The sequence below is a fragment of the Bordetella sp. genome (assembly GCF_051960075.1).
Taxonomy (GTDB): Bacteria; Pseudomonadota; Gammaproteobacteria; order Burkholderiales; family Burkholderiaceae_B; genus Bordetella.
The window spans coordinates 1-18,029 of sequence record NZ_JBQCER010000028.1 but is presented as its reverse complement, the minus strand read 5'-3'; the positions used below and the strand labels follow the sequence as shown (position 1 = coordinate 18,029).

At 65.4% G+C, this 18,029-nt stretch carries 17 protein-coding genes and 1 tRNA gene; 13 read left to right on the top strand and 5 right to left on the bottom strand.

Annotated elements, in window-relative coordinates; translation table 11 throughout:
- The first annotated feature begins 7 nt into the window (after positions 1-7).
- Together ACTHJ1_RS03495 and ACTHJ1_RS03490 are read left to right on the top strand one after the other, a co-directional pair.
- On the top strand, positions 8-904 hold the full coding sequence (locus tag ACTHJ1_RS03495; RefSeq protein WP_440187726.1) for an ABC transporter ATP-binding protein: 897 nt from the start codon (positions 8-10) through the stop codon (positions 902-904).
- Positions 859-1,656 (top strand): ABC transporter ATP-binding protein, encoded by a 798-nt coding sequence (locus tag ACTHJ1_RS03490; protein ID WP_440187980.1) that lies wholly within the window; start codon positions 859-861, stop codon positions 1,654-1,656. The genes ACTHJ1_RS03495 and ACTHJ1_RS03490 overlap by 46 nt, the downstream gene beginning before the upstream one ends.
- 33 nt (positions 1,657-1,689) lie before the next feature.
- On the opposite strand, the gene ACTHJ1_RS03485 is transcribed toward ACTHJ1_RS03490, so the two are convergent.
- The gene (locus ACTHJ1_RS03485) at positions 1,690-2,886 is read right to left on the bottom strand and encodes a GGDEF domain-containing protein (protein WP_440187723.1); all 1,197 of its coding nucleotides are present in this window, start codon (positions 2,884-2,886) and stop codon (positions 1,690-1,692) included.
- A 259-nt stretch (positions 2,887-3,145) separates the two neighbouring features.
- Here ACTHJ1_RS03485 and ACTHJ1_RS03480 point away from each other — a divergent pair, with 259 nt between their 5' ends.
- The 7 genes from ACTHJ1_RS03480 (at position 3,146) to ACTHJ1_RS03450 (ending at position 9,360) form a co-directional block, all read left to right on the top strand.
- On the top strand, positions 3,146-4,213 hold the full coding sequence (locus ACTHJ1_RS03480) for an NAD/NADP octopine/nopaline dehydrogenase family protein (protein WP_440187720.1): 1,068 nt from the start codon (positions 3,146-3,148) through the stop codon (positions 4,211-4,213).
- 210 nt (positions 4,214-4,423) lie between these two features.
- On the top strand, positions 4,424-5,407 hold the full coding sequence (locus ACTHJ1_RS03475) for a 3-hydroxybutyryl-CoA dehydrogenase (RefSeq protein WP_440187717.1): 984 nt from the start codon (positions 4,424-4,426) through the stop codon (positions 5,405-5,407).
- 116 nt (positions 5,408-5,523) lie between these two features.
- Positions 5,524-6,543, top strand: coding sequence for an ABC transporter substrate-binding protein (locus ACTHJ1_RS03470; protein WP_440187714.1), 1,020 nt, complete (start codon positions 5,524-5,526; stop codon positions 6,541-6,543).
- Positions 6,544-6,552: 9 nt separating this feature from the next.
- Positions 6,553-7,341 (top strand): ABC transporter ATP-binding protein, encoded by a 789-nt coding sequence (locus tag ACTHJ1_RS03465; protein WP_440187711.1) that lies wholly within the window; start codon positions 6,553-6,555, stop codon positions 7,339-7,341.
- Positions 7,338-8,129, top strand: coding sequence for an ABC transporter permease (locus ACTHJ1_RS03460; RefSeq protein ID WP_440187708.1), 792 nt, complete (start codon positions 7,338-7,340; stop codon positions 8,127-8,129). Before ACTHJ1_RS03465 ends, ACTHJ1_RS03460 begins: the two co-directional genes overlap by 4 nt.
- Position 8,130: 1 nt before the next feature.
- Positions 8,131-8,910 (top strand): ABC transporter permease, encoded by a 780-nt coding sequence (locus tag ACTHJ1_RS03455; protein WP_440187705.1) that lies wholly within the window; start codon positions 8,131-8,133, stop codon positions 8,908-8,910.
- Positions 8,911-8,913: 3 nt separating this feature from the next.
- Complete coding sequence (locus ACTHJ1_RS03450; protein ID WP_440187702.1) at positions 8,914-9,360, top strand: MarR family winged helix-turn-helix transcriptional regulator; 447 nt, start codon at positions 8,914-8,916, stop codon at positions 9,358-9,360.
- A gap of 40 nt (positions 9,361-9,400) precedes the next feature.
- On the opposite strand, the gene ACTHJ1_RS03445 is transcribed toward ACTHJ1_RS03450, so the two are convergent.
- Entirely contained in the window at positions 9,401-10,249 is an 849-nt protein-coding gene (locus ACTHJ1_RS03445; protein WP_440187977.1) for an undecaprenyl-diphosphate phosphatase, read from the bottom strand.
- 189 nt (positions 10,250-10,438) lie between these two features.
- On the opposite strand from ACTHJ1_RS03445, the gene ACTHJ1_RS03440 reads away from it, so the two are divergent.
- The gene (locus ACTHJ1_RS03440; protein ID WP_440187699.1) at positions 10,439-12,517 is read left to right on the top strand and encodes a methyl-accepting chemotaxis protein; all 2,079 of its coding nucleotides are present in this window, start codon (positions 10,439-10,441) and stop codon (positions 12,515-12,517) included.
- Between the two features lie 95 nt (positions 12,518-12,612).
- Entirely contained in the window at positions 12,613-14,220 is a 1,608-nt protein-coding gene (locus ACTHJ1_RS03435) for a multicopper oxidase family protein (RefSeq protein ID WP_440187696.1), read from the top strand.
- A gap of 10 nt (positions 14,221-14,230) precedes the next feature.
- Here ACTHJ1_RS03435 and ACTHJ1_RS03430 read toward each other — a convergent pair whose 3' ends face one another.
- The 3 genes from ACTHJ1_RS03430 to ACTHJ1_RS03420 form a co-directional block, all read right to left on the bottom strand.
- Positions 14,231-15,610 carry an MFS transporter gene (locus tag ACTHJ1_RS03430; protein WP_440187693.1) on the bottom strand — a complete coding sequence of 460 codons (1,380 nt, stop codon included), beginning with the start codon at positions 15,608-15,610 and terminating at the stop codon, positions 14,231-14,233.
- 302 nt (positions 15,611-15,912) lie between these two features.
- Positions 15,913-15,989: transfer RNA gene (locus ACTHJ1_RS03425), tRNA-Pro, on the bottom strand.
- Between the two features lie 23 nt (positions 15,990-16,012).
- A complete protein-coding gene (locus ACTHJ1_RS03420) occupies positions 16,013-16,978 on the bottom strand; it encodes a polyprenyl synthetase family protein (RefSeq protein WP_440187974.1) in 966 nt (321 codons plus the stop codon).
- A 232-nt stretch (positions 16,979-17,210) separates the two neighbouring features.
- On the opposite strand from ACTHJ1_RS03420, the gene rplU reads away from it, so the two are divergent.
- Together rplU and rpmA are read left to right on the top strand one after the other, a co-directional pair.
- Complete coding sequence (gene rplU, locus ACTHJ1_RS03415; RefSeq protein WP_019937145.1) at positions 17,211-17,522, top strand: 50S ribosomal protein L21; 312 nt, start codon at positions 17,211-17,213, stop codon at positions 17,520-17,522.
- Positions 17,523-17,550: 28 nt separating this feature from the next.
- On the top strand, positions 17,551-17,811 hold the full coding sequence (gene rpmA, locus ACTHJ1_RS03410) for a 50S ribosomal protein L27 (RefSeq protein WP_440187689.1): 261 nt from the start codon (positions 17,551-17,553) through the stop codon (positions 17,809-17,811).
- Positions 17,812-18,029 lie beyond the last annotated feature (218 nt).

Genomic DNA, 18,029 nt, shown 5'->3' with positions numbered 1-18,029 from the left:
AGCTGAAGTGAACGCCTCCCTGCTGTGCGAAATCGACCAATTGCAGGTGGCCTTTCCCGGTCCGGACCGGCAATGGGCGCCGGCCGTGCGCGGCGTGTCGCTCACGTTGGCGCCGGGCGAGCGACTGGGCATCGTCGGCGAATCGGGCTCGGGCAAATCCCTCACCGGCCGTGCGCTGCTGGGGCAACTGCCGCCCTCCGCCCGCGTGTCGGCGCACACCTTGCGCTACGCGGGGCGCGACCTGCTCGCCATGTCTGCAGCCGAGCGCCGCCGGCTGTGCGGACAAGAGATGGGCATGATTCTGCAGGATCCGAAATACTCGCTCAACCCGGTGATGACCGTGGGCCGGCAGATGCGCGAAGCCTGGGCGCTGCGCAACCCCGGCATGAAGCGGCGCGACATGGACGAGCAGGTCCTGGCATCGCTGGACGCCGTGCACATCCGCGACGCCAGACGAGTCGCGGCGTCCTATCCGCACGAATTGTCCGGCGGGATGGGGCAGCGCGTGATGATCGCCATGATGGCGGCCAACGGGCCGCGCCTGCTCGTGGCCGACGAACCCACCAGCGCGCTCGATGTGCTGGTGTCCATGCAGGTGCTGGACGTGCTCGACGATATGGTCGCCCGGCACAACACGGGCTTGATCTTCATCAGCCACGACCTGCCCCTGGTCGGCGCCTTCTGCGACCGCGTGGCCGTGATGTATGCTGGCCGCGTGGTGGAAACCTGCGCCGCCGGCGCGCTGCGCCAGGCGCAGCACCCCTATACCCGCGCTCTGCTCGCCGCCAGCCCCGCGCTGGCCGATCCGCCCGAGCGACTGCCCGTGATGGAACGCGACCCGGCGTGGTGCGATCCGGGATGGCGTGGTGCGGCCAGCCTGCAGGCTGCAGGAGACGCGCCGTGATCGCGGCGCAGAACGTGAGTATCGAGTTTCCCGGCCGCGACGGTCCGGTGCGGGCGGTGCGCGGCGCCAGTTTCCAGGTGGCTGCGGGCGAAGCCTACGGCCTGGTGGGCGAATCGGGTTCGGGCAAGACAACCCTGCTGCGCGCCATCGGCGGGTTGATGCCGATCGCCTCGGGCCGCATCGTGCTCGCCAATCGGCCCGAATCGCTGTCGAAAGGTGCCCGCGCGCCGCGCGACACACAAATGGTGTTTCAGGATCCTTATGCGTCGCTGCACCCGGGCTTCACCGTGGACCGCACACTGCGCGAGCCTCTCGTCATCAACGGCCTTGACCGGCACGATGAACGTATCGCGCAGACGCTGCGCTCGGTGGGCCTGGGACCGGCCTTCCGTTTTCGCTATCCGCATCAGTTGTCCGGCGGACAGCGCCAGCGTGTCGCCATTGCCCGCGCGCTCATCGTCGAGCCCCGCGTGCTGCTGCTCGACGAGCCGACCTCGGCGCTGGACGTTTCGGTGCAGGCGGAAATCCTCAATCTGCTGCGCGGCCTGCATCGCGAGCGCGGCCTCACCCTGGTTCTGGTCAGCCACAATCTGGCCGTGGTGAGTTTTCTGTGTTCACGCATCGCGGTGATGCGCCAGGGCGAGATCGTCGAACTCACCACGGCCGAAGCAATCCGGTTGGGCCGTGCGGATCATGACTACACACGCAGCCTGCTGCAGGCTGCGCGGGGTTACCGGCGTCGCTCGGCGTAAATCGGCGGCGCTGCGCGCGGCATTCGCACCGACTCAGTCGTCGGCCCTGATGGTCGACCGAACCCATGCCGGTTCGGCCGATTCGGCAGCGGCTGCGGCGGGGACTTTCTGCGGCTCGAAAGGCACCTGATCGGCGGACAGAACCCGATTGCGCCCTTGCGCCTTGGCGGCATACAGCGCCGTATCGGCGCGATGCATCAGGTTTTCCATCGGCTCGCCCATGCGGTACTCGTCAACGCCTGCGCTGAAGGTAAAGACGGGCACCGCGTCGTCCTGCATGCGAGCAAAGTCATCGCGCAGGCTCATGCGCAATGCGTCTAACCGGGCAGCCGCTTCACGCCGATGCAGGCCCGGGAACATGATGACGAACTCCTCACCGCCCAAACGACCGAACACATCGGCTTCGCGCAGCGAAGAGACGATGAGCTGACCCACCCGCGTCAGCACCAGATCGCCCATCGCATGCCCGTACTGATCGTTGATGGATTTGAAGTGATCCAGATCGACGATGGCTACCGAGAAGATCCCGCTGGCTCGACTGGTCTGCTTGATGACCGCATGCAGCTTGGCGAAAAAGCCGCGCCGGGTCAGCGCCCCCGTCAGTTCGTCCTGATTGACCCAACGCTCCAGGCGTTCGGTCATGTTGTCATGCGCGAGCATGACCATGCCGATCGACAGCGCGGGCAGGATCAGGAGCAGCGTGAAGACGAAGACAATGTTCAGCGTCGTGGGCAGCAACAGGGTTTTCTGGTGCGCCAAGCCCAGGGCGAATGACATCCCCCGCGCGGCGCTGGCCAGCACCCCAAGGGCGAGCACGCCCAGCATGAAGCCACAGGCATAGAACGGCCGCTCCGGCTTTTGGCTGGCCCAGATGAGCCGGCCCATGGCGGCATACATGCAGACGAAGAAAATCGAAAAAACGATGGCGCGCGCACCGAGATCCTGCCCCGTCATGTACAGGTAGCCGATGCCCGCTATCGCGAACACCGCGCCGACGTAGGGCCCCGGCGTCGTGGGCGGCAGCCGGAAAAACTGCCGACACCCCTGGTAACCCAGAACGATCGAGAAGCAAAACAGCGCATTGCTGAAGATCACCAGCAGAAAATTTGCACTGACATCGCGCAGCGCATACAGAATCATGCCCCCAATGGCCAGCAGGTTTGCCGCCATCCAGCGACCGATGCCGGGGATGGAAGCATGACGCAGCGACCCGAGGATCACTAGGCTCATGAGATTCGCCGACGTCATGACGACAAACAAGACACTGAGGGAACTGAGCATGATCCACCCGAACAAAATTCGGCTTGCTGCAAATTCTATTCCTCATCCTGCCCAACGCAACAGCACAGACTGGATCGACCCCCAGGAATTCCCTAGCTGTTCCGGGCTCTCCGTCTCCTCTACTCTGCCTATACATGCATGTGCATACATCTTGATGAGCGCAGACCGAAGCCTTCTCATCCGGCCCGCCCATCTCTGGGGATTCACGATGAAAGTAGCGATACTCGGCGGCGGACACGGCTGCTACGCGGCGGCGGCGGACTTCACGCTGCGCGGACACGAGGTCCGTCTGTGGCGCCGCCAGGCCGCCCAACGCGCGCAAGGCCATGCCATCGCCATGAAAGACAAGAACGGCGAACACGATCTGAGCATCGCGCTCTATACGCCCGACATCGGCGAGGCCGTGCGCGGCGCCGAACTCATCGTGGTGCCCACGCCGGCCTTCGCCCAGGAAGACATCGCGCACAAACTGGCTCCTCACCTCAAGGACGGCCAGGTGGTGTTCCTGCCGCCCGGCACGTTCGGCAGCCTGGTGATGTGGCGCGCCCTGCGTCAGGCCGGCAACACGGCAGACGTGGCGTTCTGCGAGACCGGCACGCTGCCCTATCTGGCCCGCAAGCACGGCGAACAGCAGGTCACCATCACGAGCTACGCCACGCGCCTGCCCACGGGCGTGTTCCCGGCCCGCCTGTCCGACCATGCATTCAAGGTGCTGCGCCAGGGCTATCCCGTCGAGCCCGTGGAGGACGCGCTGTCCGGCGCGCTGATGAACGCCGGACCCATCATCCATCCGCCGCTCATTCTGATGAACGCGGGGCCGCTGCAGCATTTCCCGTCCTGGGACATCCACAACGAAGGCACGCAGCCGGCCATCCGCGCCGTTACCGACCTGCTCGACCAGGAACGAATCCACGTGCGCGAGAAGCTGGGCTACAAGGCACCGCACTTTCCGCTGCGCGACCACTACGTCAGCGATCAATGGATGTACGGCGACGCGCACCAACGCCTGGTCGATAGCGGCGACTGGCGCGAAAACATCGACCTGCTTACGCACCGCTACATGACCGAGGACGTGCACTACGGCCTGGCCTTCCTGGTGTCGGTGGCCGACTGGTGCGGCGCGTCGGCGCCCATCGCCAGCGGCCTGCTCGCCATCGCCGGCGCCATCGGCGGAAAAAATCTCAAGCTCGGCCCACGCACGATCGGCGCTCTGGGCCTGGCCGCATTCACGCCAGACACGTTGCAGCGCAAGCTGGTGACCGGAGAAGGACTATGAGCGCGCCGAACCGCCTCAAGCGCTCATTCTCCATCGGAAGAGACGGCACGCAGTGCCAAGGGGGCATCATGAACGCGCCGAGCCGCCTCAAGCGTTCATTCCCCCTCGGGGGGACGGCGCGCAGCGCCAAGGGGGCATCATGAGCGCGCTGAGCCGCCTCAAGCGCTCATTCCCCCTCGGGGGGACGGCGCGCAGCGCCAAGGGGGCATCATGAACGCGCCTTCAGTCGCCGCATTTGGCGCGGGCCGCATGGGTCGCGGCATCGCGGCGGCCTATGCCCTGGCCGGACAGAGTTTCACTCTGATCGATCTGCGCCCGCGCACGAACGAAGCCTGGGACACGCTGCGGGCCGAGGTGCGCGACGAACTGCGCGATATCTTCTCGCGGCTGCTGGCGCTGGGATGCGTCGATCAGACCACAGCGCAGACTGCTCCGGATCTGGTGACGCTCGCGAACCGCGCCGGCGCGCCCGCCGCGCTGGCCGCGGCCTCGCTGCTCTTCGAAGCCGTTCCCGAAACGCTGCAAGCCAAGCGCGAAGCCCTGGAATTCGTAGGCCTGCATGCCGCGCCCGACGCCATCATCGCCTCGTCGTCGTCCACCATGCTGGCCAGCGAGCTGGCCGGACTGGTCGCGCATCCGGAGCGCTTTCTCAATACGCACTGGCTCAATCCCGCCTATTTGATTCCGCTGGTGGAAGTCTCGCCGCACGCCGGCACCTCGGCGGCGGTGCTCGACAACACGCTGGCCGCGCTGAAGGCGGCCGGCAAGGTGCCGGTGGTGTGCAACGACAAACCCGGCTATATCGTGCCGCGCCTACAGACGCTGGTCATGAACGAAGCGGCCCGCATGATCGAAGAGGGCACCGCCACGGCGGCCGACATCGACAAGGCCATACGCTACGGCTTCGGCCCGCGCTACGCGGCCATGGGGGTGGTGGAGTTCATCGACTTCGGCGGCCTGGACATTCTGTATCACGCCAGCCGCTATCTCAGCTCGCGTCTGGATCCCGCGCGCTACGCCGCGCCGCGCATCATCAACGACAAGATGCAGGCCGGCGAGCTGGGCGTAAAGACCGGACAAGGCCTCTATGCCTGGGACGCGCAGCAGGCGCAGCGCTTTCAGCGTGACGCGCTGGCCCGCATGGTGCGCATTCTGGAAATCAATATGCAGGACCAGGACGTTCAGACCACGTAGTTCGATTTCCCCGGGCCTCCTTCGCGGGGGCGTTCGACTGTTCACGGTACGTACCACTGGAGTTCACTCACATGGCTTTCAAACCGATGAAGTTTTTTTCGCCGCTGAGCCGCCTCATGGCAAAAACCTCCCTCTCGGAGGGCGGCACACCCAAGACGCGGCGCGGGGGTTTTCTCCTTTTTTCCATGGTCCTGGCCGGTTTGTCCTTCGCGGCGCATGCCAAGGACATCCCCACGCTGCATGTGGGTTGGACGATTCCAGCCGAAGAAGCCAAATACTGGATGATGCGCAGGCCCGATGCCTTCCCCGATCTGGGCAAGACCTACAAGATCGAATGGACGCACTTCCAGGGCACGGCGCCCATGGTCGAAGCCATGCTTGCAGGCGCTCTGGACTGCTCGTCACAGGCTCCGCTCTCGCTGGGGCAAGGCGCCGTCAACGGCGGCCTGAAGGCCTATATCGTGGCCCAGCATGCCGGCGAAAGCGCCAAGTCGTTCTCGGTGTATTGGGGCGTGCTGGACGGCTCGCCCATCAAGACCGTCGAAGACCTCAAGGGCAAGACCATCGGCGTGAACGTGTACGGCTCCGGCGTGGCCGGCCAACTGGCCGCCATACTGCACAAGCACGGCCTGGACATGTCCAAGGACGTGAAGCTGGTGGAGACCGGCTTTCCCGGTTCGGAGGCTGCGCTGCGCAGCGGCCGGGTCGACGCTGCCGTATTCGTGCAGCCCTTCGCGGGACGTGCGCAGGCCAAAGGCGGCATCCATTCGCTCTTCTCGATGCAGGACCTGATGCCCAACACCGTGCAGATTGTCGAGGTCTGCCGCAAAGACATCGCCGACAAATCGCCCGCACTGATCAAGCGCTACGTGCGCGACCTGACCCGCGCCATGAAGATGGCCCTCGCGCATCGCGACGAGACGCTCAAGGTCGATGCCGAGATCACGCATGCGCCGGTGGCGGCGCTGCAGGACTACTTGCTGACGGACAAGGACTTTGCCCGCGACCCGGGCGCCCACCCCGATTTCGCCGCCATTCAGACCATGTTCGACGAGTACGCCAAACTGGGCCTGCTCAAGCATCCGCTCAAGGTGTCGGACTTTCGCCGGAACGATCTGACCGCGCCGCTGCAATAAGGCCGAGCGATGCCCACGAGCCTGATCGAGATCGCAGGACTTTCCAAGCGCTTCGAGGTGCCGGGACGGGGCGCGCACCTGGCGCTGACCGACATCGACCTGAGCGTGCGCGAAGGCGAGTTCGTCTCGCTGCTGGGGCCCTCGGGCTGCGGCAAGTCCACCCTGCTTTACATGGTAGGCGGCTTCGTCGCGCCTTCTTCGGGCGAGATCCGCGTGAACGACAAGCCCATACACGAACCGGGACCGGACCGTGGTCCCGTCTTCCAGGAATTCGCGCTCTTTCCCTGGAAGACCGTGCTGCAGAACGTCATGTACGGCCTGACGGTGCAGAAAGTGCCGGCCCAGGAGGCCAAGCGGCGGGCGCAGGCGCTGTTGCACAAGGTGGGGCTGGCCGACTACGCAGGCTTCTATCCCAAACAGCTCTCGGGCGGCATGCGCCAGCGCGTGGCGATTGCCCGCACCCTGGCCTACGAGCCGCGCATCCTGCTCATGGACGAACCCTTCGGCGCGCTGGATGCGCATACCCGCACCACGCTGCAGAACGAATTGCTCGACATCTGGGAACGCGACCGCAAAACGGTGCTCTTCGTCACGCACGGCGTGGACGAAGCCGTGTACCTGTCCGATAGGGTGGTGGTGATGAGCGGTTCGCCGGGCCGCTTGCTGCGCATCGCCGACATCGATCTGCCGCGCCCGCGCGTGCGGTCGCAGTTGCTGACCGATCCGCGCTACCAGCGGTACGTGCTGGAGCTCGAAGCGCTGCTCGACCATGCCCGCGCGCCGGAGACCGCCGCATGACGCGGCCCCGCGCGCCGCAACGGGCCTGGCGCCGGAACTGGCGCACCGTGCTGGCCTGCGCTGCGCTGCTGCTGATCTGGCAGGCCGCCGCGATGTGGCTGAAGCGGGAAGAACTGCCCACCGCCTGGGAAACCCTGCGCGACGTGCCCGTCATTCTATCCAACGGCGAGGACGTGCTCGGCATCCTGGCCTCGCTGCGGCGCATGGCGCTGGGCTTCGGCCTGGGTCTGCTCGTCGCCGTGCCGCTGGGCCTGGCCATGGGCCGCAGCAAGCCGCTCGCGCGCCTGCTCAACCCGCTGACCGCCCTGGCCTATCCCATACCCAAGGCAGCCCTGATGCCCATCATCATGCTGTGGTTGGGCATCGGCGATCTGTCCAAGGTGCTGGTGATTTTCATGGGAGTGAGCCTGCCTTTGCTTTATCACAGCAGCCAGGGTGCGGAACAGGTCGACGACAAGCTGATCTGGTCGGCCCAGGCCATGGGCATGGGCCGACTGGCGCGACTCTTGCGGGTGATTCTGCCCGCTGCGCTGCCCGAGGTCATGTTGGGCTGCCGCGTGGCAATATCGATCGCGCTCATCACCATGATCAGCTCGGAAATGATCGCGCGACAGAACGGCGCGGGCAATCTGCTCTTTAACGCCATGGACATGGCCATCTACACCGACGTCTACGCCGTCATGCTCATCATCGCCGTCATCGGCGTCGCGCTCGATGTGCTGATGGAACGCCTGCGCGCGGCGCTCACGCATTGGGCCGATACCCTGCAACCCGGATCGACGAGCTGATATGGACCCTCTACGCGCCCGAGCGCGGCGTTCGCCGCTCTTTGTCTGGTTCGCAAGACACGACGCGCTCTGGCCCGTGATCGGCCTGCTGGCGATCTGGCAGCTGGCATGCCTGGCCGGCCTTGCGCCGGCCAGGCTACTGCCTTCGCCGGTCGCCGTCGCGCTGCGTCTGGCGCACGATCTGCTAGATCCGGATTTTCTCTTTCATATCGGCCAGACGCTCATACGTCTTTTCTCGGGCTTCTTCATCGCGCTGGCGCTGGGATTGTGCCTGGGCATCGCCATGGCGCAGGGCGCCGAGCCTTTTCTTACGCCGCTGGTGCGCGTGGCCTCGCCCATTCCCAAGATTGCGCTGTATCCGGCCATGGTGCTGCTGCTGGGATTCGGTCATGCCTCGAAGATCGCCCTGGTCGTGGCCGACGCGGTCTTCCCGCTGATGCTGGCGACGCTGCACGGCCTGCGCTCGGTGCCGCCCAAACTGGTGTGGGCCGCGCAGGCCGCGGGCGCAAGCCGTTCGACCGTCGTGCTGACCGTGAAGCTGCCTGCGGCCATGGGGCCCATACTCACCGGCTGCCGCATTGCGCTGGTGATCGCCTGCCTGAACGTGTTCCTGGCCGAGATGATCTCGTCCAGCGACGGACTGGGGCACCTGCTGGTCACCGCGGCGCGCTCTTACCAGGTGGTGGACATGTTCGTGCCCCTGGTGCTGATTTCGCTCATCGGGCTGCTGCTCAACGCCTCGCTACAATTCGTGCGACGACGCCTGCCCATTGCCTATTGATTCATGTCCGCCTCGACCTATCCCGGCCACGACCGGTTCCTGCCCTACCTCATCAACCGGACCGCCACGCAGATCAACCGGCGCATGCTCGACATTCTCGAACAGCACGGACTGACCTTGACGCACTGGCGCGTGCTGGCTTTTTTGTCGGGACGGGAGGGGTTGAGCATCGGCGAACTGGCGCAGGCCACCATGACCGAGCAGTCGACGCTGTCGCGCTCTTTGCGCGCGCTGGAAGGCCTAGGCTATATCAGCCGGCGCAGCAACAGCACCGACACGCGCAGCGTGCACGTGCATCTGGAACCCAAGGGCCGCAAGGCCTTCGAGTCGATGCTGGAGCCCGCCCTGGAACTGGAAGCCCTTTACCTGGAGGGCATGAGCGAACGCGACCGGCAGACCTTGCGCAAGCTGCTGCTGCAGGTGCTCGCCAACTGCGGAGCCGGCGAGTAAAGAAGGCAGGGTCGCGCCAGGCCGGGCCGAAAAGCCGGAATCAGCCTATCGCCAGCACCACGCCGGCCGCCGCCAGGCAGTAGATGCCGAAGTAGTGCCAACGTCCCTGTTCCAGCCACTTCGACAGCCAGCGCAGCGCCACCAATCCGGCCAGGAAGCTGAACACCATACCAATCAGGCTGGGCCCCATCTGGTGCATGAAATTCACGGCATGGCCGCCGCCGGCCGCCTGGAGGTGCGCGGCCTTGTAGAGCCGCCAGGCCTCTTTGGCGATGACAGGCGGGGTGAGCACTACGGCCAGCGCGAAGCTGAACTCTTCTGCGCGGCGGCGCGGCACACCCAGCACCATGCCGGTGGAGATGGTGGCGCCCGAGCGCGAAAAACCGCGGAAGGGCAGGCACAGCCCCTGCACCGCGCCGATCCAGATGCTGCCGCGCAGCGTCAGGTCTTCGGAACGCTCGCGCAGGCGCGAGGCCAGGATGATGAATACGCCCCCGACGACCAACGACACCGCCATCAGCCTGGTGTTGCCGAACAAGTGTTCGATCTCGAAGCTCGACGCGTTGCGAAAGAAGAAATGCTTGATGATGAATAGCAGCGCCAGGCCCACGACGCCCGTGGCCGCGGTGGCCGCGACTATGCGCAGCGCATGGGTGCGAAAGGCCGAGAACGACGCGAAATACGTGGTGATCCAGGCTCTCCAGAAGTACACGATGGCCGCGAACATGGTGCCGGTATGCAGCATGACCAGCAGCATGGTCATCTCGGGCGTGGTGGGGTCCAGGCCCATCAGCTTTTCGGCCACGATCACGTGGGCCGAGCTGGATACGGGCAGCAGCTCGGCCGCGCCCTGGACGACGGCCAGAATCAGTATCTGAAAATAATGCAGTTCCATATTTTTCGGCGTTTCCTGTTCGTGGCCCGCGCAAAAGTCCGCAGGCCCGGCGAAGTTTACGCCAAGCCCCGGCCCAATCATCAGGAATGGCTTTCTTCCCCTGGCTTATTCCCCCGACTGCCGGCGGAAAAAGCGTTTTATACGTGAAGCAAATTATTCATAACGTCACTCGCGAGACAAACCATGACCACGCTTACCCACCCATCGTCGTCCAACCGCGGCGCGGCCGTGCGCATCCGTTCGGGCTGGCTGGCCGTGCGGTCGATGTCCTGGAAACTCGTGACGGCCACGCTGCTGATCACCATTCTGGTCATGGGCCTGGCGGCCGGCGTAATGGCCTGGCAGAGCCATCGGGATGCGACGGCCAATGTCGCGCGGGAAATGCAGGCGGCGCTGGCCAATACCGATGAATCCCTGCAGCTGGTGTTCACGACGGCGAGCCAGAGCGCCGCGTCGTTGATGCCTGTATTCGAGAAAACGCTGGGGGGAGATCCCAAACTGGACGGCACCACGGTGGACACCGGCGCCACCAGCGCCGCGCCGCGCCTGGTCGCGGGTGGCCAGACCATCAACGCCAACGATGCTGCTCCGCAGCACGTGCACGACTTTACCAACGCCGATCCGGCCGTGCTGCTCAAGACCCAAGGCACCTGGATGCGCGCTGCCACCCTGCTACGGGACGCCAAGGGGCAGCCGATGTTCGGCACCAAACTCGCCCCCAACGACATCATGTCCAGAGCGCTGGATACCGGCAAGCCTGCCCAGGGCCTGATCGAGCGTTTCGGCAAGTGGTACGCCTTGAGCACCAAGCCCTTGCTCGACGAGCACGGAAACATCTATGCCGGCCTGACCATGCGCGTCGATGTCAACGATCAGGTGCAGCGTCTGCTTGCCTGGATCAACAAGGCCCGTGTGGCCGATTTCGGTACGCTGGCGGTGCTGCGGCCCTCCGACGACGGCAAGACCTGGTCTTACCTTGCAGGCGACGGCATGAAGCCGGGCGAGTCGCTGGACAAGGTCGTGCTGCCCAAGGTGCGCGACCTGATCACCGGCAGCGAGTCGGGTTCGGCGGAGGTCGACATGAACGGCGACGGAAAGACCGATTTCATCGCCTGGCGCCGCATCCCGCACTGGAACTGGTTGATGGTGGCGCACGGCCGCAGCGCCGACTTCCTGGCCGCCAGCAACAAGGCCATACACATCCAGCTGGCGATGCTGATGGTCGGCGCGGTGCTTATCGCAGGCCTGGTGGGCTGGCTCGCCGCCAGCACGCTGCGCCCCATGCGCGGCGTCATCAGCAGCATGGTGCGACTGGGGCAGGGCGATCTGAGCGAAACGCTGCCGGCGGTGCCCTCGACATCGCGCAACGAGATCCACCGACTCTTCGACAATCTGCGCCGCACCCAGGAAAATCTGGCCAAGGTCGTGCATACCGTGCGCACGGGCGTCGATGAAATCAACGTCGGTGCACGCGAGATCGCCGCGGGCAACACCGATCTTTCGGCGCGCACCGAACAGCAGGCCGCTTCGCTCGAAGAAACGGCCGCCTCGATGGAGGAATTCGCCTCGACGGTGCAGCACAATGCAGCGAACGCCCACCAGGCCAATCAGTTGGCCACCACCGCCTCGGACGTGACGACCCGCGGCGGCTCGGCCGTGGCGGCTGTGGTGGACACGATGTCGGCCATTTCGGCCAGTTCGCACAAGATCGCCGACATCGTCGCGGTGATCGAGGGCATTGCCTTCCAGACCAATATTCTGGCGCTGAACGCCGCAGTGGAAGCGGCGCGCGCGGGCGAACAGGGCAAGGGTTTCGCGGTGGTGGCCGGCGAGGTTCGCACGCTGGCTCAGCGCAGCGCCCAGGCCGCCAAGGAGATAAAGCAGCTCATCCAGGATTCGGTGACCAAGGTCGAAGCCGGCGCGACGCAGGTCCAGCATGCCGGTGCGACCATGCAGGAGATCTTGACCTCCATCCGGCGCGTCACCGACATCGTCAGCGAAATCTCCAGCGCCTCGACCGAGCAATCGCAAGGCATCCAGCAAATGAACCAGGCCATCTCGCAGATGGACGAAACCACCCAGCAGAACGCGGCGCTGGTGGAAGAGGCCGCCGCCGCCGGCTCGCTGGAAAACCAGGCCAACCGCCTGGCTCAGGCCGTGTCGGTGTTCAAGCTCAACACCCGCTCCCTGACGGTTCTGGAGAACCAACCGGATTCGCAGCGCGCGCCTGCGCCGGCGCTGGAAAATCACGCCCCGACCTAGGGCGGCGAGTCCGGGCGCGCACGGGCTATAGTTGTCCAGGCAAGGGCGACGCGACAGCGCGCCGCCCGACTGTCATTTGCGCGCAGGACTCACCGATGAAACGCAGAAACTTCCTCGTCCAGACTCTGGCCGGCGGCACGGCGCTGCTGGCCCGTTCGGCGCTCGCCCAACAGGCCGGCCGCGCCATGCCCAGCATGACGCCGATGCACGGCATGGGCCACGCCCCGGCGGTGGTGCCCGTCGCACCGGCGCTGCCTCCCCCTCCTCCCGCGCCGCTGGCCGGGCCCGATGCCCTGCCGTCCGGCGCGCCGCTGCCGACCCTGTTCAAGCTGCCCAACTCCGTGTCCGACCAGGCCCAGGCACCGCGCCTGTTCCGCGCCGCGTTGGCTGCGCAGCCGACCACCCAGACGTTCATCGACGGCAAAGACACCGCCATGTGGCAATACACCGCGGGCGTGAACGAATCGCCTGATGGCATCGCGGGGCCGCTCATCGACGTGCGCGAAGGCGACAGAATCGAGATCCGCTTCGACAACCGGGTGCCGGAACCCTCGACCATCCACTGGCACGGCCTGCCCGTGCCGCCGGATCAGGACGGCAACCCGGAGGACGCCGTCGCGCCGGGCGCGGCCCGCATCTACCAGTTCACGCTGCCCCCGGGCAGCGCCGGCACTTACTGGTACCACCCGCATCCGCACATGCAGACCGCCGAACAAGTGTTTCGTGGCCTGGCGGGCCCCATCATCGTGCGCGCCCCCGACGATCCGCTGGCCGCCTGGCCCGAGAAGCACTTGTTCTTTACCGATCTGCGCCTGGACATCAACGGCAACATTCCGCCCAACGGCATGGATGACTGGATGAACGGCCGCGAAGGACAATACGTGTTGGTCAACGGCGCTCTGCGGCCCGAGATCACGGTGGACGGCGACCAGCGCTGGCGCATATGGAACGCCTGCAGCGCCCGCTATCTCAAGCTGGCATTCAGCGACCATCGCGCTTTCACGCAGGTCGGCACCGACGGCGGCCTGCTCAAGCGGCCCGTCGCGGGGCTAAGGTCGCTGCTGCTGCCGCCCGGCGCGCGCGCCGAACTCATCGTGCATGCAGGCTCCGCAAACTCGCAGGCCGCGCTGGTAGCTCTGGCCTACAACCGCGGCAAGATGAGCATGTCGGGCAGTGTTCCCGCCGAAACCGACCGCATACTGGCTCAGGTGAAGTTCGCCCCGACGGCCGGCGGCGCACGCACCCTGCCCGCCTGGCTGCGCGCCATCGAGCCGATGGGCGAGCCGGCCGCGCAGAAAACCGTGATGATGACCGAGCAGATCGATATGCAGAACATGCACGCCATGGGCCCGATGGGCCTGCCCAGTGGCATGCGTTTTTTGATCAACAACCAGAGCTTCGACCCCGCGCGCGTCACCATGACCAGCCGGCGCAACGAGGTGGAGGTATGGACGGTGCAGAACTTCACCGACATGGATCACCCCTTCCATGTGCACGGTACGCAATTTCAGGTGCTCGACCATCATTTCGAGGGCAAGACCACGCCCGAGCCTTTCCTCGCGTGGCGCGACACCGTCAACCTGCGTCCCAACGAAGTCGTGCGCATCGCAACCGTGCAGCGCATGGCGGGTCTGCGCATGTTTCATTGCCATATCCTGGAGCACGAAGACCTGGGCATGATGGGCTTGCTGCAGGTCGAGTGAGGGCGTCGCGTCAGCGATATTGCAGCCGCATGAAGCTGGCCACGCTGGCCAGCCCCGCAAACAGGGCGCCCAGCCAAAGAGCCGCCAGCGCGCCGTGCGCGCTGGATACGTGCAGGCACGCAGCCACCATGGCCGCGCCGCAGGACTGGCCCAGCAGCCGCACCGTGCCGACCATGCCGCTGGCCCCGCCGCTGCGTTCGACCGGCGCCGACGTCATGATGGCGCGGATATTGGGCGACTGGAAGAAACCGAATCCCGCACCGCAGAGCATCATGCGCCAGAGAATATCCGGCACCGAGGGCTGATGCGGCAGCAAGGCCAACGAAACCATGCCCAGGCATAGCAGCGCCAGGCCCACGCCCCCCAGCATCCCGGACGAGTAGCGGTCGGACAGGCGACCGGCGATGGGCGCGGCCAGCGCCACGACCGCCGACCAAGGCGTAATGAGAAAGCCCGTCTGGATCTGCGTATAGCCCAGCACCTGCTGAAACAGAAAGGGCAGGGACACGAAAGCCAGCGCCTGCGTGGCGAACGAACACACGCCCGTCAGCGCCGACAGCGCAAACACCGGCAGCCGCAGCAGATCCACCGCCAGCACCGGCGCCGTCATGCCCGACTGGCGACGCAGCAACAGCAGGAGCAACGCCAGGGTCAGCACGAACTCGCCGGCCACCCTGCCCCATCCCTGCGCATGGGCGGCCTCGTTGAGCGTAAAGATCAGCAAGGCGAAGAACGCCGAGCACAGCACCCCGGCGACATGGTCGAACGACTCCTTGCCGCGCGGCGTGGCGGGCAGCGAACGCAGCCCCAGGTACACCGCCAATATGCCTGTCGGCACATTGACCCAGAACAGCCAGTGCCAGCTCGCCAGGGAGAGGATCAGCGAGGCGATGGTCGGCCCCGACGCGAACGAAATGCCCACGACCAGCGCATTGATGCCGGCTGCGCGGCCCATTTGGTTCGACGGATAGACAAAGCGCAGCATGGCGGCATTGACCGACATTACCGCGGCGGCGCCGAAGCCTTGCAGCACCCGCGCCACTACCAGCCACTCCAGCGACGACGACAGGCCGCAGAGCAGCGAAGCGACGCTGAAGAGAATCAGCCCCGACATGATCACGCGCCGATGGCCGACGATTTCGCCCAGTCCGGCCAGGGGCAGCAGACAGGCGGCCATGATCAGTTGATAGGCGCTGACGATCCATACCGACATCGATTCGGTCGTGGCCAGATCGCGCGCCATGGTGGGCAGCGCCGTATTCGCAATAGCCGTGTCCAGACTGGACATGCACACGCCCAGCATCAGCGACAGCATCGCGCTCAGGCGCTCGGCAGAGGGAACCCCTTCTCCCGCGGGATGGACCTGGGTGCGTGCAAAACGGAGCAACATGGCGAAAGGATCGAGAGCAAAGGAAAGTTCGCGGCAGGACCCCATCGCCGCGCCGCCCGGGGCATATTACTCTTGGCGGACCGCCCCGGCCCCGAACCTCTGCCCGGAGCAGGAGCATGCGTGACGTTGGCGCTTGCCGGTGCGCACGACCGACGCGACACGAACGCGCAAATAAAAAACGCCGTGAGAACGGCGTTTGAAAATTTTGTGCAATCGAGGGCGAATTCAGGCGCGCTCGAGTGTTGATCCCGATTGCCCAACGCTTGACGTCTTTACCAGAGTAACGAACCGACCAGAAAAACTGGTCGGAGCGAGAGGATTCGAACCTCCGACTCCTGCGTCCCGAACGCAGTACTCTACCAGGCTGAGCTACGCTCCGGTTGCTCTGGGAAAAACGTGTTTTCAGCGGTCGCGATCAACCGCGAAAGCACAAAATTCTAGCAGAGATTCGCGGCAAACGGAAACCGGCCAGTCGGCCAAGGCCTTGCGGGCCCGCTCGGCCTCGTCGCGGGCGGCGACCAGCGTGTGATCGAGCGCATCGGTCGCCTGGATGGCGGCGGCCACCGCGGCGAAGTCGGCGTCGCCGGTGCGGATGGCCTCGCGGATGAGCGCCTGCTGCGCCGGCGACCCCACCTGCATGACGCGAATGAGCGGCAGCGTAGGCTTGCCTTCGCGCAGGTCGTCGCCCACGTTCTTGCCCAGGGCCTGGGCGTCGCCGCTGTAATCGAGCACGTCGTCGACCAGTTGGAAAGCCGTACCCACGTGACGGCCGTAGGCCGCGGCGGCCTCCTGCTGCGCCGGCGTGCCGCCGGCCAGTACCGCGCCCACCTGGGCGGCCGCCTCGAACAGCTTGGCCGTCTTGTAACGCACCACCTGCAGGTAGCGCTCTTGCGAGACCTCGGGGTCGTGCACGTTGAGCAGCTGCAGCACCTCGCCCTCGGCGATGACCGTGGTGGCCTCGGACAGGATGCGCATGATGCGCATGTCGTCGGCCTCGACCATCATCTCGAACGAGCGCGAATACAGATAATCGCCCACCAGCACACTGGCGGCGTTGCCGAATACGGCATTGGCCGTGCCGCGCCCGCGGCGCATGTCGGACTCGTCGACCACGTCGTCGTGCAGCAGGGTGGCGGTATGAATGAACTCGACCACGGCAGCCATAAGATGATGGTGGCTGCCCTGATAGCCCAGCGCGCGCGCCACCATCAGCACCATGGCCGGCCGCATGCGCTTGCCGCCCGCCCCGATGATGTAATCGCCGATCGTGCGGATCAGCACCACGTCGGAATTGAGCCGCGCGCGGATGACCGCGTCGACGGCCTTCATGTCATCGGCGATGGGGGCAATGATCTCGGGGAGGTTCAAGGCGTTTCCGGTACAAAGCATGCCGCGCGCCGGCGCGGGCGGATTGGGCTCGCGCCGGGGCGCCGGCGGGAATTCGTCGCGATTATACGGGGTGGGACCATCCGTCCCCAGTCCTGGAGGCTAAATCCTTGCCCCACTTGAGCTTTTTGACTTTTCCACAGGGCCTGGCTAGAATGGCGGGCTCGGGTTCTCTTTTACGAACCCGAAGCTCTTTTCTTTTAAGGAATCCCCCATGTACGCGGTCGTAAAAACCGGTGGCAAGCAGTATCGCGTTGCCGCTGGCGAAAAACTCAAGGTAGAACAGATACCGGCTGACATCGGGCAAGAAATCACCCTGGACCAGGTTTTGTCCGTGGGCGAAGGCGACCAACTGAAAGTTGGCACTCCGCTCGTGGCCGGCGCCGTGGTCAAGGCTACGGTTCTTGCGCACGGTCGCCACGACAAGGTCACGATCTTCAAGATGCGCCGTCGCAAGCACTATCAAAAGCATCAAGGCCACCGTCAGAACTACACCGAGATCCGCATCGAAGCCATCACGGCTTGATGCATCCGGTATTTAGCAGGAGCTAAACATGGCACAGAAAAAAGGCGGCGGCTCGACTCGCAACGGCCGCGACTCAGAATCGAAGCGCCTGGGCGTGAAGGTGTACGGCAGCCAGGAAATCCTGGCCGGCGGCATCATCGTGCGCCAGCGCGGCACGCGCGTCCATCCCGGCGTGAACGTCGGCATGGGCAAGGACCACACCCTCTACGCGCTGGTCGACGGCAAGGTGCAGTTCGGCGTCAAGGGCGCCCTGAACAAGCAGATCGTCTCGGTCGTCGCAGCCGAATAAGGCCCAGGGCGGCCCTGCCGCCCCGATGAAAGCCCTGCCATAATCAAGGCAGGGCTTTTTTGTTTTACGTGCGTGCTTCGAAAATCGAAGACGCAAGGCTGTCGGGGGCCTCCCGGCTCGCAGGCTGGGCCGAGCGACTTAAGAGTGGGGGCAGTCCCGCAGGGACTTCGGGCGCCTAAGGCGGCGCCCAACCCCGACTCTTCGGAGCCGGCCCAGCC